Consider the following 25,341-nt stretch of genomic DNA (forward strand, 5'->3'; position numbering starts at 1 on the left):
AGATGCATGACTTCACCATGCTTTTCGCTTTTTATCAAATCAAAGTAATCAACCAGGAAAGAGGGCAAAACCATTTTTATAAAGTCAAGATAATTCTCCAAGGTGCTTTTTTTACAAAGATCGAACCTTTACGTCAATTTCCCCACAACTTTTGAGATTGATCCAGTATCCGTCCGAAAACCTATATATCGGCAAAACATACGGTAGGGTATTATTATAGCTAAGGCTGCAGATTTCATAAAACGCTCCCGCCCTCATACCTGAAATCCGGAATCCGGACAAAGCCAGGTCCGGAAAGCGACATACCATACCGGGTTATTTAAACCCTTTATAAATCGTATTTCCGTACTTCACAATTTATAAAACGTACACCTGGTATCCCCTATTAAAATCCCCCGTTGTACTACTACTTTGGAGATTGATCACCCAAAATCTATAAATTCAAAGCTTCGTCTACGGTGTCGAAAGCACCGAAAAAAGACAAAAGTTGCTGCTCCGGTGATTACCCCTTGTTATCTCCTCTACAATTATAACAATTTCACCTTAATTCATGGCAATTTTAGGATACTCTAACCCCCTCATTCCCACATTTAATTGTATATTTGCTCTTGCATGAATTTGCATCAAATCCATTAGTTTTATTCAAAAAATTACCTTTTACAATCATGTCACAAACACCCAAGATAGTTTACACAAAAACAGACGAGGCTCCTGCCCTCGCAACACGTTCTTTATTATCCATCATACAATCGTTCACAGCCTCTTCCGGTATAGCGATAGAAGTTAAGGATATTTCTCTCGCCGGACGTATTCTTGCTAATTTTCCGGATTATCTTACCGAGTCACAACGCGTGGGCGATGCCCTGGCCGAACTCGGAGAACTTGCAAAGACACCGGAAGCCAACATCATAAAACTACCCAACATCAGTGCTTCCGTACCACAGCTCGAAGCTGCTATCAAGGAACTGCAGCGTAAAGGGTACGCGATACCCGATTATCCGGATGATGCTTCCACCCAGGAAGACAAGGAAATCAAGGCACGTTACGACAAGATCAAGGGAAGTGCGGTAAACCCGGTACTGCGGGAAGGTAACTCGGACAGAAGAGCTCCCAAAGCCGTAAAAAACTACGCCAAAAAACATCCGCACAGTATGGGCGCATGGGCTTCCGACTCCAAATCGCACGTAGCTACTATGGAAGCCGGGGATTTCCGACATAATGAAAAATCGTATACCCTACCACAAAACGATACTTTAAAAATAAGCCTTAAACAAAATGATGGCCATACTACCGTTCTTAAAGCAAGTCTCCCGGTTCTCCGGGGAGAAATCGTAGACGGGACCACACTGAGTAAAAAGGCATTGATCGCTTTTTTACAGGAACAGGTCAAGGAAGCCAAAGCTCAGGGCGTACTGTTTTCCCTGCACATGAAAGCGACCATGATGAAGGTTTCCGACCCGATCATTTTCGGACATGCCGTAAGAGTATTCTTTGCTCCTGTATTTGAAAAATACGGAGATGTACTGAGCAAAGCCGGTGCAGATGCCAATAACGGGCTCGGGGATATTCTCGCCGTCGTACAATCGCTCCCGGAAGATCAGAAAAATGCCATAGAAGCGGAAATTAAGGATTGTATAGCAAACGGACCGCAACTGGCCATGGTAAATTCCGACAGGGGAATAACAAACCTGCATGTACCGAGCGATGTGATCATCGATGCTTCTATGCCCGCTATGATCCGCAATTCCGGACGTATGTGGAACGCAGAAGGAAAAGCTCAGGATACCAAGGCCGTCATTCCGGACAGCAGTTATGCAGATGTCTACCAGGCGACCATTGCATTTTGCAAAGAACACGGTGCCTTTGACCCTACCACCATGGGAACTGTTCCCAACGTAGGTCTTATGGCGCAAAAGGCCGAAGAATACGGGTCTCATGACAAAACTTTCGAGATTACTGCAGACGGTGTCGTACAGGTTACGGACAGCGAAGGCAAAGTGATCATGGAGCATCATGTAGCCCAGGGAGATATCTGGAGAATGTGCCAGACGAAAGATGCTCCTGTTCAGGATTGGGTAAAACTGGCTGTAAACCGTGCCCGTGCAACCCAGACCCCGGCGATATTCTGGCTCGATAAAAATCGTGCTCACGATGCCGAACTCATCAAAAAAGTAAACAAGTACCTTCCGGAACACGATACCAAAGGACTCGATATCCGTATTCTTGCTCCTGCAGAGGCTACCGAATTTACACTGAAAAGATTAAAAACCGGTGAAGATACGATTTCCGTAACCGGAAATGTACTGCGGGATTACCTGACCGACCTCTTCCCTATCCTGGAAGTAGGAACCAGTGCCAAAATGCTGTCGATCGTACCGTTGATGAACGGCGGAGGCCTTTTTGAAACCGGTGCCGGAGGTTCCGCTCCGAAACACGTAGAACAATTCCTCGAAGAAAATCACCTGCGATGGGATTCTCTCGGAGAATTTCTGGCCCTGGCAGTTTCCCTGGAACACCTGGGTAATAAATACAACAATACGAAAGCGCTGATCCTTGCCGAAGCACTCGATGCAGCTACGGAAAAATACCTGGAAAACGACCGTTCACCTTCCCGTAAGGTCCATGAACCGGACAACCGGACCAGTCATTTTTATCTGGCATTGTACTGGGCACAGGCTTTGGCCAAACAATCCAAAGATAAAGAGCTTCAAGCCGAATTTACTCCCCTTGCTGCCGAACTGGAAAGCAAAGAGAACGACATCGTAAATGAACTGAATACCATTCAGGGAAAACCTGTGAATATCGGGGGGTATTATATCCCGGATGAAAAACTTGCAACGGAAGCTATGCGTCCTGTACAGGTACTCAACAGTTCCTTAGCGAAATTGCAGGAAGCATAATATATCACCAAAAACTTTCCGGTACAACCGGACACCTTTTAACGACGGATTCATGATTCTTTATACGGATTTCATGAATCCGTTTTTTTTGCAGCAGGCTTCTCCTTTACACTGATGCCATCCTGCGTCATACCGACATGTCGCCGGGGTTAAAATAAAAACAATCCGCATATACCGTTTTTACAATCTTAAACAAGTTTTCTGCCCGGAAAACCATTTTATGTACCATATAATTTCCTATTTTAGTACGTTTAAACCAAAATATATAAAACATGAAAAAAGACAACTCCTCTGGCCTTGGCCTTGCACTGCTCAGAATTTGTGCTTCAGCATTGATGATGACTCATGGTTTCGGTAAACTACAAATGTTATTGAACGGTGGAGAAATAGAATTTGCCGATCCTATTGGTGTAGGGGCCAAATTTTCACTGATACTGGCCGTCATAGGCGAGTTCGTGGCTCCTGTATTTGTGATCTTAGGCTTTAAAACCCGTTGGGCGGTCATCCCTACCATAATCACGATGATTGTTGCTGCATTTGTGATTCATGCCAGCGATCCTATCGGACGCAAAGAAATGGCCTTACTTTACCTTGTTGTTTTTGCCACTATTGCACTCACAGGTGCAGGGAAATTCAGCCTTGACGGGGCTATGCAAAAAAAATCGCCTTACGCCGGATGAATTCCATAAGATAACACACCGTATTTACGGTACGCTTTAAACATAAACAGCCACGGATACCGACGCATCCGTGGCTGTTTTTATATCGTACATCATCTTTCTTCGTTTCTATATCCCGGAAGGCAGAGTCAACTCATGATCTTAACGAGGAGCTCTTTGAGAAGGTCGGCATGCGGGACGTTTGCCGCACCCACTCCTTTTCCCTTCACATCCATTTCCCGAAGTACGGCTACGGCCGCACTTACTTTTTTCATCGGGTAATTCCGTGCTGCCAGCTGGTATTCTTTCACAAAAAACGGACTGATCCGCAAAGCTCCTGCCACACTTTTCGGGCTATGGTCACTCAACCCGTGATATTGCAATAACTGGGAGAAAAAATTAAACAGAAGCGCTACGGTAACCACCAGGGGATTGTCTTTGGGATTTTGTCCGAAATAATTGATGATCCGGGTTGCTTTCACCACGTCCTTTTCCCCTATGGCTTTTCGCAACTCAAAATTATTATAATCCTTACTTATCCCGATATTCTCCTCGATATGCTGCGGTGTGATCTCCGTACCCTGAGGCAGGATAAGTTGCAGTTTCTCCAGCTCATTATTGATTTTACCGAGATCTGTTCCCAGAAACTCAACCAGCATCAATGCTGCTTTGGGTGCTATAGTGTACTTTTTACCGGAAAGCACCCGGCGTATCCAGTCGCCCACCTGGTTTTCGTACAATTTTTTGCTTTCAAAAAGAACGCCCCCTTTTTTAACAACCTTATACAGCTTTTTCCGCTTATCCAGGGTTTTGTATTTGTAGCACAGCACCAATACCGTCGAGGGCTGCGGATTCTCGGCATACGCCGCAAGGTTTTCTATGGTTCGGGACAGTTCCTGTGCCTCCTTGACAATCACTACCTGTCTTTCGGCCATCATCGGATATCGCTTGGCACTTTCTACAATATCCCCTACCGATACATCTTTACCGTAAAGTACTACCTGGTTGAATCCTTTTTCTTCTTCCGAAAGTACATGATCTTCTATAAATTCCGCAATCCTGTCTATATAATATGGCTCTTCCCCCATTAAGACGTAAACCGGTTTTATATCTCCTTTCTTGATATCCGCTACAATCTTTTTTACTTCATCCATGAAACCTCGATTTTCCAATTTTATACTCCTGCTCCGATATGACCTTTTTATATATACGAATCAGTTTCCGCGTAGTACGGACTCCGTCCTTTTCTTATATTTGCGCCATGCAGGTCCTGAACTTTCCAACATATGACTTTCGCTTCAAAAATAGAGAAAATAAAACCTATATTTTTGATCCGATCCGGAAAAAATTCATTGTATTGCAGCCCGAAGAATGGGTACGTCAGCATGTGGTACAGTTTCTTATCCGTGAAAAAAACTACCCGGTATCCCTTATCAATGTCGAAAAAGAACTCAGGGTTAATCAGTTAAAGAAGCGCTACGATGTTGTTGTGTTCACCTCACAGGGCGAAATTACCCTCGTGGTTGAATGCAAAGCTCCTTCGGTCCGGATCACCCAGGAAACTTTCGATCAGGTAGCGCGGTACAACCTGGCCCTCAAAGCCGGTTTTCTCATGGTCACCAATGGCTTCCGGCATTACTTCTGCAAACTGGACTATGCCCGAGAAAAATATATTTTTTTGGAGGATATTCCCTCATATAGTCGTTAATTTGTGCACTTAACCTTATAATATTTACGGAGTTGTCCGTAGCCGGTGATGTATGATATGAAATCCCGGCATATACCATATGAAAATCGCTGTCGTAATACTTAACTGGAACGGAAGACAACTACTGGAACAATTTATTCCCACGGTACTGAAATACACTGCCGGAGCCGACATTTACGTGGCTGACAATGCCTCGACAGACGATTCCGTTGCCTTTCTTCGCCAATCGTATCCTGAGGTGAAAATTATACGGAATAAGGATAACGGTGGATTTGCCCGCGGCTATAACGAAGCACTTCGATATGTAGATGCCGATCTCCTCTGCCTGCTCAATTCGGATATCGAGGTTACGCCGGAATGGTTAAGTCCGTTTCGCCTCGCTTTTACGCACGATGAAACCCTCGCCATTGCGCAACCTAAAGTACGCGATTACAGAAACAGGGAATACTTCGAATACGCAGGGGCCGCAGGAGGATATATCGATATGCTCGGCTATCCGTTTTGCAGGGGCCGTATATTTCAAACGCTCGAAAAGGACGAAGGACAATACAACGATACCCGTGAAATATTCTGGGCAACCGGTGCCTGTATGTTTATCCGGAAAACAATCTTTGATGCACTCAGAGGTTTTGACGAAGATTATTTTGCGCACCAGGAAGAAATAGACCTCTGCTGGAGGGCCCGTAATGCGGGTTACCGTATTCTTTACATCGGCGAAAGCTGTGTGTACCATGTGGGAGGAGCCACACTGGATAATATGAACCCAAAAAAAACATTCCTGAACTTCAGGAATTCTCTCTTTTCCCTGACCAAAAATGTACCGTCCTCCTATGTCATCCCACTTGTTTTTATAAGGATGCTCCTCGATGGTATAGCAGGTATGCGCTTTATATTCCAACTCAGGTTTTCACACTGTTTTGCCATAATAAAAGCACACCTGAGTTACTACTATCATTTAAAAAATACTATAAAAAAACGGGGGAAGGGTAATAAGAAAGGGCATTATTACGTTATTAAGTCAGTAGTATGGGCATATTATATTATCCGTGTAAGAAGATACCCCATATTAGTTAAAGATTAACAAAAACATCTTGTAAAATAAGAAGATTTTAATACTTTTGAGGACTCATTTTTAAAAACCGAATAAACACAATCATGGAAACAGGTCTGCATAAATATGAGGTGCAGACATAAATTTTAAGACAGATGAAAAAAATAGTTTTGTTAGGGGCAAGTATTGCCATTTTCTTCTCTTCATGCGTATCACAAAAGAAATATGCAGAACTGGAAGCAAAGCAAAAAGAAACTCAGGATCTCTTGAATTCTGCTACGGTTAAGCTCAACTCTTGTCTGGAAAGCAGATCCAGACTGGAAGCGGATAACCAAAGCCTGAGATCGGAAAAGAATGCACTTATAGACAACATGGGTAACCTTACGACCTTATCTAAAAAAGGTGCTGAGAACCTGGAAAAATCACTGGAGAGTCTGAGAGAAAAAGATCTTCGTATTCAGCGTCTGCAAGATGCCATGAACAAGAAAGATTCTGTTACTCTGGCATTGGTTACCAGCCTGAAAGGTGTTTTGGGTAATCTCAATGACGAAGACATCGAGATCAGTGTAGAAAAAGGTGTGGTATTTGTTTCCATCTCCGACAAGCTGTTATTCCGTAGCGGAAGCTACACGGTAACTGACCGTGCTAAAGAAGTTCTCGGAAAAGTAGCTAAGGTGGTAAACAACAAACCTGACTTCGAATTTATGGTAGAAGGTCATACGGATAATATGCCGATCAAGCGACCCGGAATCGAGGACAACTGGGATCTCAGTGTGCACAGAGCTACTGCAGTCGTACGTATCCTTCAGAACGAATTTAACGTAGCTCCTGCCAGGATGACTGCTGCAGGTAGAAGTTACTACGTGCCGATCGATTCTAACGAAACAGCTTCAGGCCGTGCAAGAAACAGAAGAACAAGAATCGTTGTTCTGCCTAAGCTGGATCAGTTCTACGGAATGATCGAAGACACCATGAAAGACATGTCCGGAAAATAATCCGAGCCATTATAAATCTAAAAAAGGTCTGTTTTTAAGAAAACAGACCTTTTTTATGGCGCTTTCAGAAGTAAGCTAATTTCCAAAAAAATAGACAACAAACTCTGGTGATTTTATATGGATCACCGGAGTTTTTTCTTTTTTGAGGATACTTTAGGTGTTTTAGCCGGATTGTCGTACCAAAAAGACATAGGTGTCCTGTAGTTTTTGCTCTTATTCTAAAAACATATTAGGCTGCTTGCTGGTGGAGTTGTCCTGTCATACGCCTACCGATTTCCAGACAGTTAGCCGTATGGATGCCGAAGAAGATCCACAAGATTTCGGTAGCCCTGGTTTTGGCTTTTATCTTTTTCAAGTGATAATGTTCCTTTTCCTTACCAAAACTGCCTTCCAGCCTGGAAGCCCGTTCTTTGGTGATTTGTCCCTTGAGTTGGGCTTGCTGTTTACGGTGTTTGCCTTTAGGACCTTTGGGTTTAAAATCAGTCTTGATCCCATGCCTGGTCACGAACCTGCGGTTGGCATTGGTGGCGTAGATGGCATCGGCTCCAAGAACCTTTAGTCTTCTTCGGGTAAGACCTTGTGCTTTATACACGGAACTCTTCAGCCGGGTGCCTTCGTTAAAATTATCAAAACTGATGAGTTCTATAAAGTTGATCCCGTCTATCTGTAACTTGTTGACCTTGGCACCAAACTCTACTTTCTTGATCTCCTTACCCCGGACAATGGGACGCAGGTAGTCCTTGCCGATACTCACAATACGACCTTTAGGCTTTTCCCCGGTGGTGAACAGGTTCCATTGCTGCCGGTAGACCTTCCGGATGGTGTACATGGTCTTATAGTAGCGCTTGGGCAGTTCCACGGAGTGCACTTTGAGCAACTGCTTTTCAAAACTCAGGAACTTCTCCAAGAGTCGTAGCAGTGCCCGGGTAAGTGAGCGACGTTTCTTGATTGTTTTCTTGCGCATCTTGCTGTAACCGATATAGCGTTTCTTCCATTTGAGGTATTTGCTACGGGGAAGCTTCACCTTTAGGGCCCGGCATAGCCGCCTGAGGGCTTTGTAAAGCCACTCTACAGCTTCCCAGAGCAGTTTTTGATTGGTCGGGTAACGGACTTCACTCTCATAGCAGGTGGCATCCACGACAGCTTTTTCAGCTTCATCAATATAGGGCTTCCAATGGGTATAGAATACCTTTTCTAACGCATCGATCTCCAATACCCGGGAGAGTTCACAGCGGATTTGGCTGACGATCTTGTAGTTGGTGATCCGCTGTAATCCCAAATGGATATCACAAAAGAATTGGTAATCGATATTACTGTTAAGTTGTTCGATAAGTTTTCGATCCGAACAGCCCGCATGATGTTTTAAAACCATTAAAGCGATCCGCCCTCGGGGACTGAACATAAAACCAGGGCCTTTGCCGCAAGGCTTCGAACCAAATTCCCTGACTAACTCATCCCAGGGGATAGCCTGGTAGATTTTCCCCAGGTCACTCTCAAAAAAGCGTTCTCGATAGGCTGCTAATTGTTCCGTAGAAGATAAAAATGAAAATGTGTGTTGTAATTCCGAGATTCTTTGTAATTTCATGGGTACGTAAAATAGAAAAACCCCGTTTTTTGGCACTTTGGCCAATTTTCGGGGTTTTGTTTCTCTAAATTACGGATTAATCCGCTGAATTACAAATGTTTATTTAATCCTGAAAGTGCCTTTTATGTCTTAACACCATCAATCGTTATCAGGATCATACCATTATTGGGGTAGCAATAAAACTTTACTTACCGGCTTAATAACTAAATATTGCCTTCCCCGTTTTTCGGCGACGTAATCTGAGAAGCGGATTCCACCGCCCTGCTCACCGGTTCTTTTTGCTGCTGCTGAGCCAGTTGCTCTTCGAGTTTTTCCTGTCTTTCCTTGGCATATACCAGCCCCTGATCCCACCAGGAAGACATAAGTTTTTTATTGAATACCAATGAGTTCTCCGTAAGCTTGGTCGGGGTATAATACAGGTTCAGTTTCACATTCTTGTTTATGGCAGATAGTTTCCCTTCGACGATATCGTGAAATTCCACCTGGTCCAGTAAAAATCCGAAGAGGTTGACCATTAGGGAGAAAGGATTTTTACCGAGTACCTTATTATATTCCATATTTTCAGCTTCCAGGATAACGGCATCTACCTCGGTCGCCCCTCGTTTTATCGCTTCACGTATAGGCACCACACAACCCAGTCCGCCATCGGCATACTCAAAACCGTCTTTTTTGGCCAGCGACATAAAAGGCACATAATTGCACGATATCCATATCCAGTCGCAAAAGTCGTGGTAATTAAACTCGTGGATAGACTTATATTCCACCCTATTCTTGGACAGGTTCGACACGGTAACAATAACTTCCCTGTTCTGCTCTTTAATCCGGTGAAATTCTTCTTCCGTAAAGTTCTTCCTGATATTTTTCCTCAGGTTCTTACTCTCCCCGAAGGTACGCTTTCCTTTAATAAGCTGCCATGCCACGTTAAAATAATTGATGGATACGTACTCCCTGTCGTCTTTCCTGCGAACGACAAAAGGGTTATTACTGAATATTTTCCGCTGATTTACCGAGGTATAAATATCATAGAGCTTGGGAATGTTATTATCGGCAAGATGAGGAATAAGCAAGCTCCCCGTAGAAGTTCCCACAAACATATCGTACTGCTTTTTACGATGTTCTATAAGATATTCGGCTACTCCTCCGGCAAAAGCTCCTTTACTCCCTCCCCCGGATATCACTAAGGCTTTCATAATCTGTATCTGCTTGTTTATGTTCGATATTATCCGAAAGTTCAGATTTTCTGATCCCGGTTTCCTGTAAATAAACGCTGAATCACTTCTTTTATGCTTTTTTATTTTACCTACCCGTGATTTTCCGGTCAGATCTCCGAAGTTTCACGGTTCTTCATTTTTGCATAGTCATAGCCGTTCTGCCACCATTTGGTCATTTTCTCCTTGTTAAAGATAAGTGAATTTGTGGTCAGAACAGTTGGGGTATAATAAAAATTAATAATAGCACCCCGGTGTGAAGCCACGAATTTTCCGATCCTGATATTCTGGCTTTCTATCCTGTCGAGCATAAAGCTGAACATCGTAGTCAACAGGTCAAAAGCATTTCTCGACGGCATACGGTTCATATAGTTCACTTCGGTATGTAAAATAATTGCATCTATCTCGCGGGCACCCCTGTTTATGGCCTCCTCTACGGGGACCATCGTCGACAACCCGCCATCGGCATATTCACAGCCGTTCTTACGCACCAATGACATAAAAGGCGTGTAGTTACAGGATATCCAGATCCACTCACAGAACTCCTCATAATCCACATCGTTGATAGACTTGTATTCCACCTGGTTAAGGGAGAGATTGGACACGGTAATAATGATATCCTTGCGTTGCTCACGGAGTACGTCAAATTCTTCACGAGTAAGGGTATTACGTATCAGGTCGCGCAGGTTAAAACTCTCTCCGAAAGTCTTACTCCCCCGCAAAAAGTTGCGCAATACACCAAAATGATTAATAGCGATTTGCTGTGTCCCGTATTTTTGCTTTATCGTAAACGGGCAGTGACTGAATATACTGTATTGATTTACGGACGTATAAACCTGTTTTATTTTTTCAACTTTCTTCAAGGCCAGATGGGAAACGAGCAGGCTTCCGGTAGAAGTCCCCAGGTATAACTGGTAGTCTTTTCTGAGGTCCTCTATGAGAAACTGTGCCACTCCCCCGGCGAAAGCGCCTTTGCTTCCTCCACCGGATATTACTAATGCTCTCATCGGACCGGTGTTGTCATTTTTATTCTAAACATGAATCGGGTATTACAAGCGGATATATATCCTTTATGATTATTCCGTTAGCTTCGTATTTTCCGGTTTTACTGTTGTTTTGGTATAATATTTTCCAGGTATTTCTTTTCTTTCACTCCCAATTTAGGAATTAATTTCCGGACCTCCTGTACATAGGTTTCGTTTTTTAAGAGGTTTTTCAACAATGTCCGAGAGCTTTGTGCAAAATTCCAGCTGCGATGTACACAGGCCTTTACGAGGTTTTCCAGGACTCCTTCTTCATGCAACAGCCCTAACTGGCGGAGTATTCCGAAAGCATTGCGCCTTACTTCGTAGGCATATCGTCCGGAAGTATAGCCCGTCAGTTCGGTTTTCCATTCCGCCTTGCTACGACCGATCTCATCGGGAGTCCCATCGGGATATGCGGGCGAAGACAGTGCCAGTGCCAGCCACAGTATCCGGATATTCTTATCTGCAAATCCTGTTATTCCCGCTGTTTTTTCCAGGTAAACCGGTGCCTCTTCCGGGAAATTCATCCATAACTTCACCAGGGCTCCTTCTATGGTTACATAACTGGGATCGGACAAAAGCGATTCGTAATCTTCTTTAAGAGCTACCGGAATCGTATCCAGGCTCATGGCCTGGGCCTGGCGGATATGTATATCGCCCGAACGGAATTGTTCCTGATTCCAGTTTACCCTCAGCGTATCCCTGTTTTGAAGGAATACGACAGCTTCTTTTGCCGGGTAGTACACTTCCGAAGTCAACAGGGAATCTTGCTGCGATCTGCTAAACATCCCTTCGGAAAGATCGGTATATGTATGTATAAAATCATTTTTTCGCAACGAAACGATGGCCTCTTCTTCCGGGAAGATACTATCCCGAAGCCAGCGGTCTGTAAAATCCGTAAGGTCTTTTCCGGAGGCCCGCTCTGCTTTTTCCATAAAATCCTTCGTTTCCGCATGTCCGTATTGATGAGCTTCCAGATAATCTGTCACAGCCTTCCGGAAGGCCCGGTCTCCGATAATCTCCCGGAGCCGATGCAGTACAAAAGCTCCTTTTTCATAAAAAGTAAGGCTCCCGGCGCCTGCATTAAGCACGGCTTCCCCTTGCCCCTGTTCCGATTGCGATATCAGTGTAAGTGCAGACTGGTACAGTTTCCAGTAATAGTAATCCTCACCGAAAACCTCCCGCTCGGCCAGCAAGGCATAATAGGTAGCAAAACCTTCCTGTAGCCAGTGATGTGTATTTTCTCTGGCGGTTACCATATTGCCAAACCACTGATGCGCCAGTTCATGAGCGTTTACATTGAGATAGTTACGATCGTTATACCCTACGGAATCCACTACAAAAGTATCTGCAAAAAGGGTCAGCCCCGTATTTTCCATACCGGCGTGAAGAAAATCACGCACAGGAGCCTGTTTGTAGTTCTGCCACGGATAGGTCACCCCTATTTCCTTTTCCAGAAAATCAAATATGGTCTTCGTATGGCGATAGGTAGGTTCTGCCTTGTCACGGTCGGTGGGATAATAATACATCTCCATGGCCACTCCGTTTCGCGAAACATCGCGTATCATATCGTATTCCCCGATGGCAAGTGCCAGTAGATAACTGCTCATAGGATGCTTCATATCATACCTCCAGGTAGTTAAACTGTCGGTTTCTTCTACACTGGCTAACACACCATTACAAAGCACTTTATATCCTTTTTCAAAAGTTACCGAAATATCAAATTCCACTTTCTCATTCGTATCGTCAAACGATGGAAACCAGTTACTGGTGTACCTGCCCTGCCCCTGCGTCCATATTTGTTTCAGGTCACTATCAGTAGCCCAACCTGTAAAATACATAGCTTTTTCGGGATGGGCGCTATACGAAAAAGTCAACCGGTTCTGCCTTGTGGTTTCCTGTTCGGCCAAAATCCATAAACGCATACCGTCATTCCGGAATCTTACCTCTTCCCCGTTGAGCCGGACTTCGGAAAAAGTCATATTTCTTGCATCGATATACAAAGAGTCCACGGGCTGCAGGACATCAAAAAAATAAGTAACTGCACCCGACACTTTTTCCCGGTACGGATCTATACACAGATCGCCCTGTGCGCGTGTAAAGTCCGGATATTGCGATTGCCCTGCATGCGCCACTGCGGCGTACAGCGACACCAGAACAAAAAAAACGTACTTCATAGTATAACATTTCATACGATGTCCTAAATTACACATTCGGTTGTAACCCTAAAATTTTTTCAGGCAGAATTAACGATTTATTCGCTATACCTCATTTGCGCTTTATTAATTATCTTCGCCCTTATGAATCCTAACGTGCTGCAAACTCCTATCGATTACCTGAAAGGTGTGGGGCCCAATCGTGCCGACCTGCTCCGTGGCGAACTGGGTATTCATACCTACCAGGACCTGATCAACCTGTTTCCCAACCGTTATATAGACCGGACACGCTACTACAAGATCAGGGAATTGCAGGAAAACAGCTCGGAAGTACAGGTTATCGGTAAGATCGTACATCTGAAGACCGTAGAACAGAAACGCGGAAAGAGACTGGTTGCTACTTTTGTGGATGATACCGGCGAGATGGAACTCGTCTGGTTCCGCGGTCAGAAATGGATCCGGGAAAGTATCAGGATCAATACACCATACGTGATTTTCGGCCGCTGCAACCGCATAGGCCACCTGTTTTCTATGCCTCATCCGGAAATGGAATTGCTCACCGAACACGAAAGCAGTCTCCGCACCGCCATGCAGCCTGTTTATCCCTCTACGGAAAAACTGGCGAATAAGGGGATCACTAACCGCGTGATCAATAAACTGATGCAACAGCTCTTTACGGAGACCGGCGGCCGGTTCATGGAAACCTTATCTTCATCACTTCTTGAAGAACTGAACCTGATCTCCAAACCGGCGGCCATGTTTAACATTCACTTTCCGAAAAACCAGGAGCTTCTGGCCAAAGCGCAGTACCGCCTGAAATTCGAAGAGCTTTTCTACATACAGTTACAACTGCTCATCAAAAACCTGGTCCGAAAGCAAAAGATCAAAGGCTATGTCTTTGATATGGTGGGTGATCATTTTCATGATTTTTATGACAAACACCTTCCTTTTTCCCTGACCGGGGCACAAAAAAGGGTTATAAAAGAAATACGCCATGACCTGGGAACCGGTGCACAGATGAACCGTCTTCTCCAGGGCGATGTAGGTTCCGGGAAGACCATAGTGGCCCTTATGGCGATGTTGCTGGCACTGGATAACGGATTTCAGGCCTGTATTATGGCTCCTACGGAAATCCTTGCTTCCCAGCATTTCAACGGCATCCAGGAACTCGTTAAGCCATTAGGAATCAACATAAAACTCCTTACCGGATCAACAAAAACTTCAGCTCGTACCGAAATACACGAACAGCTCCGCAGTGGGGAATTGCACATACTCGTGGGCACACATGCGCTCCTGGAAGATAAAGTGAAATTTCATAATCTCGGCCTCGCCGTCATCGATGAACAACATCGTTTCGGCGTAGCACAACGCGCCAAATTGTGGCATAAAAACACCATTCCTCCGCACATTCTGGTCATGACAGCCACTCCCATCCCGCGTACCCTGGCCATGAGCCTGTACGGTGACCTGGACATTTCTGTTATCGACGAACTTCCTCCCGGGCGTAAGCCTGTCAAAACCGTACACCGGTACGACAGTAACCGCCTGAAAGTATTTCGCTTTCTCAGGGATGAAATCGCCAAAGGACGACAGGTGTATGTCGTTTACCCGCTTATCCAGGAATCGGAAAAAATGGATTACAAGGACCTTATGGATGGTTATGCCAGTATAGAAAGGGAATTTCCCAAACCGGGATACCAGATTTCCATTGTCCACGGGCAAATGAAACCGGCTGATAAAGATTACGAAATGGATCGCTTTGTACGGGGAGAAACGCAGATCATGGTGGCTACCACGGTAATCGAAGTGGGGGTCAATGTACCGAATGCTTCGGTGATGATCATAGAAAGTGCGGAACGTTTCGGCTTATCTCAATTACACCAGCTTCGCGGAAGGGTGGGACGTGGAGCGGAACAGAGTTACTGTATCCTGATGACCGGACATAAACTCTCTGATGATTCCAAAACACGGCTCGAAACCATGACCCGTACCAATGATGGTTTCGAAATCGCGGAAGTCGACCTGAAACTTCGGGGTCCGGGCGACATCATGGGCACCCAGCAAAGCGGTGTACTTCATTTGAAAATAGCCGACATCGTCAAAGATAATCAGATCCTGAAAGCCGCCCGTTATTACGCCCAGCAGTTGCTGAAACAAGATCCGTCACTGGCCGCAGAAGAACATAAGATCATTCGCTATACTTACGCGCAATTGAGTAAGCATAAGAATATCTGGAATTATATCAGTTAGGCAGACAGGCCATCCGAAGAATTTCACCCGAAAATAATCCGGAACACCGACAGCAGGTAACTCTGATCCGTTTTTTACAGCTTTACCATAGATTTTAGCGTGCCGTCGGGCTTTAATATCAGTGCATACGATTCCCGTTCTGTTACGATATCCGGCACATACCACCGCAGGGTTCGATTCCGTATGCGCAGGCGAAAGGTATAGTCTTCCGAAGAACTTCCGGTTTCCGTATACTTTTCCCGGAGTACCTGGTATACGTTAAAAGCATTCGCAAAGGGTATTTCATCAAGATTGATAAGGTCTCTTTTAATATCATCACGGACGGACAGACGGACGGGTTCGGGCTCCGCCCAGGCCCCTTCATTGTAACGGTATGTGTCCACATGAAGGGGCTGCCCCGCATTCTGTATTTGCAGATGTATCCTTCCGTCATCATAAAAATATACGGAACGGTAAACATAAATCGGTTTATCCCGGAATTCCGGCAGGTTACGCAATGCTTTCTCCGCCTTCTCCAAAACTTCTATATTGCCGGTCATAGGAATCCGGGGTGGCTCTACCTCTTCCCGATTCGGCAGGTCTTCTTCTTCCTCCGTCACGGCAGGGGCTCCCCCTGTGCTATCCGAAACTGTACTTTGAGTCTCCGCGACCTCTGGTTCTTCACGGAGTGTATCTCTTACGGATTGCTTTACCTGCTCGCAGGAGATATTTCCCAGCAGAAACAGGTATAATAGTCCGGAAATATACGGTTTTCTCATCTCTTAAAAATCGTGTATATCTTCGGCAAAAAAAGCAACGGAGGGATTACCCGGAAGGTAAAAGATTTCCTTTTCCGCTACATTTACCGTATTCATTTGTACCAATGGCACAATTTTTTTAATCGTCAGATTCCGGATAGTCCCGCTACGGTCCGTAAACGTTATATTAAATTCAACCTGTGGCTGATTATTTATATAGGTCCCGGTCCCGGAAACTTTGACTACCCTGGCCATCGTTTTAACCCCGTTGAATTTTACCATGAGACTTTCCCGGTTCTTACCCGAATTACGGGATATAAACCGCCGTATGAGGTATATTATCCCTGCGAAAAGAAAGATCATACCTGCACAACTGATAAGCGGGTGCCCCGGGGTCAGGAACCGCCAGCCATAGCCGTTATTCTCTGTAGTGTAAGCATAGAGATAGTATGCAAAAACCCCAAAACCAAATACTATCCAAAGCAAAAAAAGCAGGTAATTGATCTTACCGTAAGCTCCCTCCTGAACGATATAAGGATACTTTTCGAATCGGGGATCTACGCGTAAGTACACCCGCTTACCAGTCTCAAAACGCCTCCTCTGCGGCATGCTGTCATTGATCTGCATCTTATGCCATATTTGTTCTCCCTGTAAATTACGAGCCTCAAGGACCAGTGCTTTATATTCCGTAGAACGATAAGCCGGTTTCAGCTTATGGACTTCAATGATTTCCGCTTCGATCCGCTTTCCGTGTTGCATCAGGTACCTCATATTCCGCCTGGCCACAAAGGAATGCTTGTAAATAAGGTATAACCCTGCACACCATATCACTGCCCAGAGCAATACGCTCAGCACCACATAAAATAATGCTGTGCCACCATCCCGTTGTGCCAGAAAACTGTAAGATACGGTATGGTAATATATAATGGCAGGATGGACAAATATGAAGTACATTATAAAAAGTACCCATGAATATGCAAAATATTTTCTCATGAAACGAATAGCCGCTATACGGATTTAAGCTGCAAAGATACCCGAATGGATTTTAAAAAAAGTACCGGATTCAGGGTATTTCACCCCGAAAGGGCTCATCATAACACTAAACCGGATATTCCGGCTTCATCCCTGAGTATGTTCTGAAACCGGAATACAGACTGTATCTGTAATCGTAAAAGGCACAACGGGTTTCTCGTAGTTTCATATGGTTACGGAAGCCTGTTCCGCAAACGCGTCACCTCGTGCTGCAGCTCGTCGATGCGTTTTAGCAAATGATGCACGGCATTCAATCCTTCCATATTGATCTCCAGATCGTAATACAACCGCATCATTTTTTCAACTTCGGGTAAGTGACTACTGCAAAAAAACTCTTCTTTATCACGGTTAATGATTTCTACGAGATCGTACGCCGCCAGTTCCCGGATAAAAGTGACTTCTATGTTGTGGGATGTACAAAAGGTGGTTACAGCTATTAATTCTTCCTGGCTCATCTTCTGTGTTTTTGAAGTTCTTCAAACAATTTTTTCTCTTCTTCCGTAAGGTTTTTCGGGATACGGACCGTATACGTTAAATAAAGGTCTCCGAAATGCCCCTCTTTTTTGTACACCGGAAATCCTTTCCCTTTGAGCTTGACCTTAGTACCGTTTTCGGTTTCCGGTTTTACCTTCAGTTTAACTTTCCCGTCAAAAGTAGGCACGGTGATCTCCCCCCCGAGTATGGCCGTATAAAGATCGAGATCGGCCTCGGTGTAAAGATCATTGCCTTCCCTGCGGAATTCCGTGTTATTAGTAATGACAAAAGTGATGTACAGATCGCCTTGGGGTCCGCCGTTCGCTCCTTCTCCACCGTGTCCGGCTATCTTTATGGTCTGTCCGTTTTCTACTCCGGCCGGGATGGTCAGTCGTATATTTTTACCGTTGACCGTGAGAGTACGCTTATGTGTGGTATATACTTCCCGAAGATCGAGATGAAGTTCGGCATTGAAATCCTGTCCGCGGAAACCTCCTGTTCTCCGGCTTCTCCTGCCGGAAGCTCCGCCGAACATCGATTCGAAAAAATCCGAGAAATCCTCTGCATCTCCCCCGGTATAGGTGTATTGCCGGTATCCGCCACCGGCAGCTCCCGAATTATGCGATTGGCCTTGTTTTCGCCTGGCTTCTTCAAAAGCTTCTGCATGTTCCCAGTCCTTCCCGTACTGATCGTATTTTTTGCGTTTCTCCGGATCACTCAATACTTCATTGGCCTCATTGATCCTCTGAAACTTGAGGTGCGCCTCTTCATCATTCGGATTCAGATCGGGATGGTATTTTCGCGCCAGTTTGCGATAGGCTTTTTTAATATCTGCAGGCGTGGCATTTTTATCCAGGCCCAGCTCTTTATAATAATCGATGTATTCCATATCTTAAAAAAGCAATTTTATCCTTTAAAGATACGGACAATTTAAGAGTTTTGGATGATTCGGAAAAATTAAAAATCCGTTAATCTTTACAGAGAAACGGATTTTTTTCAAAACACAGGTATCATTCGCTAAGCACTTGTACAACGTACAACATATCGTTACGAATTTGCCTTAAAGTTCATAATATTATAATGGTTTTCCGGGAAACAGACCGGTCATTTCATTAACATCAGAGAAGTCATAAAAAAGCTTACCAAAAGGAACTCCCCTCCAAAGAAGCAGGAAAACGATTCGTATCATGTTTTGTCGGTAGCCGGCACGATCTGTACCTTAACAAGGGTACTATGCCCCTCGCGCAATCCCGGAGACCTTCATGTCCGGACAGCCCCTTGTTTTTTTGGTGAACGGCCGTATTGCTGCGTAATTAGCGAAATTGTTTGTAACTTACCTTCGCTTAGTAAAATGATATTTTTTTGTATGATACCAAAGTCTATCTACCTTTTTTCGATCTTTGTTTTCGCCGGTTTTTGTATGCAGGCCCAGGAGGAGCTTCCGAACTGGGCATTAGGTCCCTTCGTAAGGCCGGCAGGTGCTAACCCTATTATCTCTCCCGATCCGGACCATACCTTTTTTGATCCGATGAGCACACAGGAAATTGCCTGGGAAGCGGGTGACGTTTTCAATCCCGCGGCCGTCGTCAAGGACAATCGCATATTTGTCCTTTATCGCGGCGAAGACAAATCCGGTATGGGTATCGGCAAGCGTACCTCCCGTATCGGGATTGCCGAAAGTAAAGACGGTATCCGTATGAAGCGCTATGGGAAACCGGTCTTTTATCCGGATGAAGATGAACAGAAAGAAAACGAATGGCCCGGTGGCTGCGAGGATCCGCGTATCGCTGTTACAGCCGACGGTTTATATGTGATGCTCTATACGCAATGGAACCGCAAAGTAGCACGGCTGGCTGTAGCTACATCCCGTGACTTAAAGAACTGGACCAAACACGGCCCGGCCTTCCGAACGGCACATCAGGGCAAATTTAAAGACCTGTTTTGCAAATCGGGATCTGTCGTAACAAAGTTAAAACATGGCAGGCAGGTCATCACCAAAGTCAATGGAAAATACATGATGTACTGGGGAGAGCGCTATATGAATATCGCCACATCGGAAGATCTGATTCACTGGACTCCCACCCTGAATGAAAAAGGCGACCTGGATCTCATTGTCACACCGCGTAGAGGTTATTTTGATAGCGATATGACAGAATGCGGTCCGCCCGCGATTATGACCGATAAGGGAATTCTCGTTCTATACAACGGTAAAAATAAAGGTGGCGAAGGCAGAGACCCAAACTACACGGCCAATACCTATGCCGCAGGACAGGTACTATTTGACCTCGACAATCCTTCGAAGGTTATCGGCCGGTTGGACAAACCCTTCTTCGTACCTACCGAACCCTTTGAGAAAAATGGTCAGTATCCGGATGGCACGGTGTTCATCCAGGGGCTTACCTACTTTAAAAACAAATGGTTTCTGTACTACGGATGTGCCGATAGCCAGGTAGGCGTCGCCATTTATAATCCTAAAAACAGAAACTCCGATTAATTACGAATCCTTTTACCTAATCCTATATGATTCTTAAAAGAGTAACCCGTTATAGCCCTGAAGTTTACAGACAAGTGATCAAATCGTCGTCCTGGTCACCTGTTATCCCGGTCCTTAAATTATTCAGGCAACAACCCAATAACCCCATCCAGTCGAGCCATAACTTTTTTAAAAACTGAAGCGAGATGTTATAAAGCACACCAGGTGGACTCCGAAGGAGACCACTACACACATAGAACAGCATCTCCATGAAACGCATTATATGTATGCGTTTAGATCTTGGTAGAATCCTGTATGCAATAGACAACATATACACCTTTAATTCACTATGCTATGAATAAAAAATATTTCGTATCCCTGCTTTTGTGTTCGCAGGCCATTTTTGCCCAGATTTCGGACAAGCTGGAACCCATTGACATTTTTGATCTGGAATACATCTCGGATCCGGTAATTTCGCCCGATGGCAGGCATATTGTATACGCCCGCCATTTTTCGGATATAATGACTGATAAAAACCTGTCTAACTTATGGATTATCAATGCCGACGGAAGTAATAACCGCCCGCTGACCACAGGCAATCATCACGATGTGCAGCCCGTATGGTCTCACAACAGTAAAATGCTGGCCTACAAATCGGATAAAGACGGAAAAATGCAGCTATATCTGCACTGGCCCGATAATCAGCAGGAAATAAAACTGACCAACGGAGTACCATCTCCCGGAAGTGTAAGTTTCTCTCCTGACGACAGTTACCTGGCATTCACCATGTTTATTCCTTCCCGAAAGAAAAAGACAACCATTACGCTTCCCGAAAAGCCACAAGGGGCCCAATGGAACGATCCGCCCAAATACATAGACGACCTGAAATATCGTGCAGACGGAGCAGGATATCTCAAGGAAGGCTTCAATCATATTTTTACCTTGCCCGCAACAGGCGGAACACCGCGACAACTTACTTCCGGTGATCTCAGCTACGGAACACCGGTATGGGACCATGACGGCCGCCACCTGCTTTTTGCCGCTAACCTACACGGGGACCGGGAATACGAACCTAATAATAGCGAAATATACCGTATATCGGTCAGTAACGGGACTATAGATACCCTGACCACACGAAAGGGCCCGGACCGGAACCCTGTGGTGTCTCCAGACGGTAAAACCATTGCCTATCTCGGAAATGACGAAAGGTATATGGGCTACCAGGTAACCCGGCTATACACCATGAATAGCGACGGTTCCTCCCAGACCCTGGTCTCCGGAGACTTTGATCGGGATATCCGTAATATCCGGTGGGCCAAAGACAGCAAATTGCTATACTTCCAGTACGACGATAAAGGCGATACCAAAATAGGAACTATCGATCTCCGGGGAGAGGTTAAGACCCTTCTCGAGGGTGCCGGAGGACTTACACTGGGCCGGCCTTATAATGCCGCCGATTATTCGGTATCGGAAAACGGAACCGTAGCCTATACCCTCGGAGGTACGGCACACCCCGCAGATCTTGCGGTTTTTAAAGGCAGGAAGTCTATGAGATTGACAGAAGTCAACAAAGATATTTTCGATTATAAGAAACTGGGAAACGTCGAGGAAATATGGTACAAATCCTCTTTTGACGGCCAGGACATCCAGGGGTGGATCGTTACGCCCCCCGACTTTGATCCTGCCAAAAAATACCCTTTGATCCTCGAGATCCACGGTGGCCCCTTTACCAGTTACGGCTCGGTGTTCTCCGCAGAGATCCAGATGTATGCCGCACAGGGCTATGTGGTGCTATATACCAATCCCAGGGGCAGTACCAGTTATGGAGAGACATTCGGCAATCTTATTCATCACGATTACCCCAACCACGATTATGACGACCTGATGAGCGGTGTGGACGAAGTTATTAAAAAAGGATATATAGATACGGATAACCTCTTTGTCACCGGCGGAAGTGGCGGTGGGGTCCTGACCGCATGGATCGTAGGACATACCGACCGTTTTGCTGCTGCTGTAGTGGCCAAACCGGTCATCAACTGGTATAGCTTTGTCCTCTATGCCGATAACCCGGCTTATTTTGCAAAATACTGGTTCGGCGAATTTCCCTGGGACAACCCGGAGCCTTATCTGAAACGTTCCCCGCTGAGTTATGCAGGCCATGTAACTACGCCAACGATGCTCCTCACCGGCGAATCGGATTTCCGGACCCCTATTCCGGAATCGGAACAATTCTATACCGCATTGAAACTTCGTAAAGTAGATGCTGCCATGGTTCGTATCCCCGGAACCTCACACGGTATTACCTCCAGGCCCAGCAACCTGATCGGAAAAGTAGCCGCTGTCTTGTCGTGGTTCGAAAAGTACAAACGGTAACATTTATACAAATAACCATAGCACAGCACTATACAGCAAGACTTTTTATGACATTGTGATTAGCCACAGGCTATTCACACTTGCGGGATTACCCTCCGGGTGGTATCATGGCCTTACCAATTATAAATGTAAGAAAAATAGGGATATTTTTAGTGCCGGGCTCGGTGATGTACATCCAAGTCGTATATTTACGACCTTTAATAGGTAAAAACATGAACAAAACACTGAAAAAACTTTTCTTTATCGCCACTTTTGCCCTTGGAATCACAACGGTAGGTGCGCAAAAAACATTTGATAACGGAATTGTCACTTATAAAATGACAACTACCGCCCAGGACCCCACCGCAGGAGAAATCAGCATGGACGCCGACATGACATTTCACATTTCTGGAAAAGAAGCCAAGACATCCATGAGCATGAATGCCATGGGAATGCAGATGGATGTAAAGAGCCTGATCAATTCCCAAAACAGAACGGGAGTGGTCCTGATGTCCTTTTTCGGGCAGAAAATGGCCGCCAAAGTCACCCCGGACGATTATGATGAGCTCATAAAAAGCAATAACGATTTTGACATCGAAAAAGTAGAACCAACCAATGAAACCAAAGATATTCTGGGCTATTCCTGCAAAAAGGCGATAGCCACGACAAAGCAGGGCATGGAACTCGAAATCTATTATACCGAGGCCATAAAACCCATAGCCATAGAAGGTCTTGGTAATATCAATATGAAAGGTATAAACGGGCTTCCTCTGGCCTATTCCATGCAAACCCCTCAGGCCAAAGTTAGTTTCGAGGCCAAAAGTATCAAGGAAGGTGGCGTTAAAGCTTCCGATTTTAATTATACGATACCCGAAGGATACAAAGAAGTGAGTTTTTCGGAGCTCAGCCAGATGAGTGGTGGTATGTAACTCCTGAATAGCTGTAGGTTCAGTCGTCCGTAATCTTCATTTTCCGAAGCAGAAAAGAAGCGTTCATGTTCCGACAGATACCCTCTTTAAATGTATAGTCGAAATACAATTCGTCGTTTACGATTTCCGCATCGAAATAATAGTTTTTCACCTGGGGGATCTTATCTGCTACTTCACACAGGCTCAGGTCGTGAGTTGCAATGATACCCGTAGCATCAGAAGCCACCAGTTTTTCGACAAACTTCCTGGAACCAATAGCCTTGTCCGTGCTGTTGGTTCCTTTTAATATTTCATCGAGTATAATGAAATATTCCTCCTTCCCTATCGCGTCCACAATATATTTTAACCGTCTCAGCTCCGCATAGAAATAGGAAGCTTCGTCAGCCAGGGAATCCACGGTGCGCATACTTGTGATGAGTTTTACGGGGTTGTATTCACAAGCTTCTGCACATACCGGTAATCCCGCATTACCCATAACGATCTGCAGTGAAACCGTGCGTAAAAAGGTACTTTTCCCTGCCATATTAGCCCCTGTAACGATAAAAAATTCCTCCCGGTGGATGGCATAATCGTTTTTTACCACCTCCGCAGGATCGATAAGCGGGTGTGCTCCCCGAACCGTTTTCAGTATATAAGCACCAGAATTGATCACCGGAAATGTATAATCCGGGTGATTAAACCGGAAATTCCCCAGCGTGTTGAAGGCATCTGTAAAATGGATAACGTCAAACCAGTCTTCTACATGGTGCCGGTAGGCCATCATCCATTTTTCGAGCCTGTAAGACTGGTATAAATCCCATAACAGAAATCCGTTTCCGAGTGCACCGAAAATAAAATTATTCCGCTGCTCCAGGGCATCTATAATCTTCGAAAAACGTTTCAGGGTCGCCGAGGCCTGTAGCGAAGACTGCTTCACACGGGCCTGTGCTTCCCTTAGCATGGCCGAAGAAAACGTTTCTTCCTCGATATGCGCCAGCAAACGATGATACTGGCTGAACGTATCCTGAGCTTTACTGACCTGCACAGCCAGTGCATTAATTTTTTTCAACCGGACGGACGTCATGGCCAACCCTGTGAGAAAAAGAAGAAACAGGGCATAACCGGATACCATATCGGTAAAATACAAAACGGTCAGCACTACCGATCCCATCCAAAAAGCACGGTGAATCCAGGGCATCAGACCGGAAACAAAAGGCTGATATGCTTGCAGCCAGTTTATAACCGTTTCCGGGTTCGTCTCCGTCCTGATCATCCGGGCCACCGCAGTAAACTCCTGCCGGAACCTGAGCTTTTCTCCCAGCTCGCGGACCGCTTCCTGCTTTTGGGGTATAGCCGAGGTATCGTTTGAAGTGAGAAACCCTGCGAGTTTTTGTCTTCCCGGTAAAAGGGCCGTACGATTGAGGTATTGAAAAAACGAACGGTCCCCGAAGAGATCGGTATCCTGACTAAAGGCATGTCCGGGATCGGCAAACTCATCTCCGTCCGGCAAATCGCCATAACAACGGTCCAGTACTCGGATCTCGGTTTCATTCAAAGCGATGAGTTCTTCCAGTTGCCGCTTTTTCCATTGCAGATTGCTGTGACGGGAGACCAAAAAAAGGAATAAGGCTATCCCGGCCAGTATACACGCCGTCAATAACTTCGTATTTCCTGCGGCCAGGTAGATCAGAACTCCAAAAACCAGGAACACCGTCAGCCGGAATATGCTCGATACCAGCAATTGTTTTTTAATTTTGCGCAGAGTTTCCTGATATTGAAGGATATTTTCACGATAAACCGATAAAGGTGTAGGCATGGCTGGAATTTT

At 45.2% G+C, this 25,341-nt stretch carries 19 protein-coding genes; 9 read left to right on the forward strand and 10 right to left on the reverse strand.

Features of this window, described 5'->3' with window-relative positions; translation table 11 throughout:
• Window positions 1-665: 665 nt before the first annotated feature.
• Together BT112_RS10760 and BT112_RS10765 are read left to right on the forward strand one after the other, a co-directional pair.
• The gene (locus BT112_RS10760; protein ID WP_072317391.1) at window positions 666-2,900 is read left to right on the forward strand and encodes an NADP-dependent isocitrate dehydrogenase; all 2,235 of its coding nucleotides are present in this window, start codon (window positions 666-668) and stop codon (window positions 2,898-2,900) included.
• Between the two features lie 272 nt (window positions 2,901-3,172).
• The gene (locus BT112_RS10765; RefSeq protein WP_072317392.1) at window positions 3,173-3,580 is read left to right on the forward strand and encodes a DoxX family protein; all 408 of its coding nucleotides are present in this window, start codon (window positions 3,173-3,175) and stop codon (window positions 3,578-3,580) included.
• Between the two features lie 128 nt (window positions 3,581-3,708).
• Here BT112_RS10765 and holA read toward each other — a convergent pair whose 3' ends face one another.
• Complete coding sequence (gene holA / locus BT112_RS10770; RefSeq protein WP_072317393.1) at window positions 3,709-4,713, reverse strand: DNA polymerase III subunit delta; 1,005 nt, start codon at window positions 4,711-4,713, stop codon at window positions 3,709-3,711.
• Between the two features lie 107 nt (window positions 4,714-4,820).
• Between holA and BT112_RS10775 the strand changes: the two genes are divergently transcribed.
• The 3 genes from BT112_RS10775 to BT112_RS10785 all read left to right on the forward strand — a co-directional run bounded on the left by BT112_RS10775 (window position 4,821) and on the right by BT112_RS10785 (window position 7,313).
• Window positions 4,821-5,267 carry a type I restriction enzyme HsdR N-terminal domain-containing protein gene (locus BT112_RS10775; RefSeq protein WP_072317533.1) on the forward strand — a complete coding sequence of 149 codons (447 nt, stop codon included), beginning with the start codon at window positions 4,821-4,823 and terminating at the stop codon, window positions 5,265-5,267.
• A gap of 79 nt (window positions 5,268-5,346) precedes the next feature.
• Complete coding sequence (locus BT112_RS10780) at window positions 5,347-6,348, forward strand: glycosyltransferase family 2 protein (RefSeq protein ID WP_072317394.1); 1,002 nt, start codon at window positions 5,347-5,349, stop codon at window positions 6,346-6,348.
• 125 nt (window positions 6,349-6,473) lie between these two features.
• Window positions 6,474-7,313 carry an OmpA family protein gene (locus BT112_RS10785; protein ID WP_072317395.1) on the forward strand — a complete coding sequence of 280 codons (840 nt, stop codon included), beginning with the start codon at window positions 6,474-6,476 and terminating at the stop codon, window positions 7,311-7,313.
• A 229-nt stretch (window positions 7,314-7,542) separates the two neighbouring features.
• Here BT112_RS10785 and BT112_RS10790 read toward each other — a convergent pair whose 3' ends face one another.
• From BT112_RS10790 to BT112_RS10805, 4 genes are all read right to left on the reverse strand, one after another.
• Complete coding sequence (locus tag BT112_RS10790) at window positions 7,543-8,898, reverse strand: transposase (protein WP_072317396.1); 1,356 nt, start codon at window positions 8,896-8,898, stop codon at window positions 7,543-7,545.
• A gap of 203 nt (window positions 8,899-9,101) precedes the next feature.
• Window positions 9,102-10,088, reverse strand: a complete 987-nt coding sequence (locus BT112_RS10795; protein ID WP_083564879.1) for a patatin-like phospholipase family protein — start codon at window positions 10,086-10,088, stop codon at window positions 9,102-9,104.
• 128 nt (window positions 10,089-10,216) lie between these two features.
• Entirely contained in the window at window positions 10,217-11,113 is an 897-nt protein-coding gene (locus tag BT112_RS10800; protein WP_072317397.1) for a patatin-like phospholipase family protein, read from the reverse strand.
• Window positions 11,114-11,211: 98 nt separating this feature from the next.
• Complete coding sequence (locus tag BT112_RS10805; RefSeq protein WP_072317534.1) at window positions 11,212-13,308, reverse strand: M1 family metallopeptidase; 2,097 nt, start codon at window positions 13,306-13,308, stop codon at window positions 11,212-11,214.
• A 123-nt stretch (window positions 13,309-13,431) separates the two neighbouring features.
• Between BT112_RS10805 and recG the strand changes: the two genes are divergently transcribed.
• Window positions 13,432-15,537, forward strand: a complete 2,106-nt coding sequence (gene recG / locus BT112_RS10810) for an ATP-dependent DNA helicase RecG (RefSeq protein ID WP_072317398.1) — start codon at window positions 13,432-13,434, stop codon at window positions 15,535-15,537.
• Between the two features lie 74 nt (window positions 15,538-15,611).
• Here recG and BT112_RS10815 read toward each other — a convergent pair whose 3' ends face one another.
• The 4 genes from BT112_RS10815 to BT112_RS10830 all read right to left on the reverse strand — a co-directional run bounded on the left by BT112_RS10815 (window position 15,612) and on the right by BT112_RS10830 (window position 18,669).
• Complete coding sequence (locus BT112_RS10815) at window positions 15,612-16,295, reverse strand: hypothetical protein (protein ID WP_072317399.1); 684 nt, start codon at window positions 16,293-16,295, stop codon at window positions 15,612-15,614.
• 3 nt (window positions 16,296-16,298) lie between these two features.
• On the reverse strand, window positions 16,299-17,267 hold the full coding sequence (locus BT112_RS10820) for a DUF3592 domain-containing protein (protein WP_072317400.1): 969 nt from the start codon (window positions 17,265-17,267) through the stop codon (window positions 16,299-16,301).
• A gap of 212 nt (window positions 17,268-17,479) precedes the next feature.
• Window positions 17,480-17,761 (reverse strand): chaperone modulator CbpM, encoded by a 282-nt coding sequence (locus tag BT112_RS10825; protein ID WP_072317401.1) that lies wholly within the window; start codon window positions 17,759-17,761, stop codon window positions 17,480-17,482.
• Window positions 17,758-18,669, reverse strand: a complete 912-nt coding sequence (locus tag BT112_RS10830) for a DnaJ C-terminal domain-containing protein (protein ID WP_072317402.1) — start codon at window positions 18,667-18,669, stop codon at window positions 17,758-17,760. Before BT112_RS10830 ends, BT112_RS10825 begins: the two co-directional genes overlap by 4 nt.
• A gap of 477 nt (window positions 18,670-19,146) precedes the next feature.
• Here BT112_RS10830 and BT112_RS10835 point away from each other — a divergent pair, with 477 nt between their 5' ends.
• The 3 genes from BT112_RS10835 (at window position 19,147) to BT112_RS10850 (ending at window position 23,534) form a co-directional block, all read left to right on the forward strand.
• Entirely contained in the window at window positions 19,147-20,274 is a 1,128-nt protein-coding gene (locus BT112_RS10835; protein WP_139276129.1) for a glycoside hydrolase family 130 protein, read from the forward strand.
• A 333-nt stretch (window positions 20,275-20,607) separates the two neighbouring features.
• Window positions 20,608-22,626, forward strand: a complete 2,019-nt coding sequence (locus tag BT112_RS10845; RefSeq protein WP_072317404.1) for a S9 family peptidase — start codon at window positions 20,608-20,610, stop codon at window positions 22,624-22,626.
• 212 nt (window positions 22,627-22,838) lie between these two features.
• Entirely contained in the window at window positions 22,839-23,534 is a 696-nt protein-coding gene (locus BT112_RS10850; protein ID WP_072317405.1) for a DUF4412 domain-containing protein, read from the forward strand.
• 19 nt (window positions 23,535-23,553) lie between these two features.
• Here the strand turns inward: BT112_RS10850 and BT112_RS10855 are convergent, their stop codons facing one another.
• A complete protein-coding gene (locus BT112_RS10855; protein ID WP_072317406.1) occupies window positions 23,554-25,329 on the reverse strand; it encodes a MutS-related protein in 1,776 nt (591 codons plus the stop codon).
• Between the last annotated feature and the right edge of the window lie 12 nt (window positions 25,330-25,341).

The sequence above is a fragment of the Sinomicrobium oceani genome (assembly GCF_900119185.1).
Taxonomy (GTDB): Bacteria; Bacteroidota; Bacteroidia; order Flavobacteriales; family Flavobacteriaceae; genus Sinomicrobium; species Sinomicrobium oceani.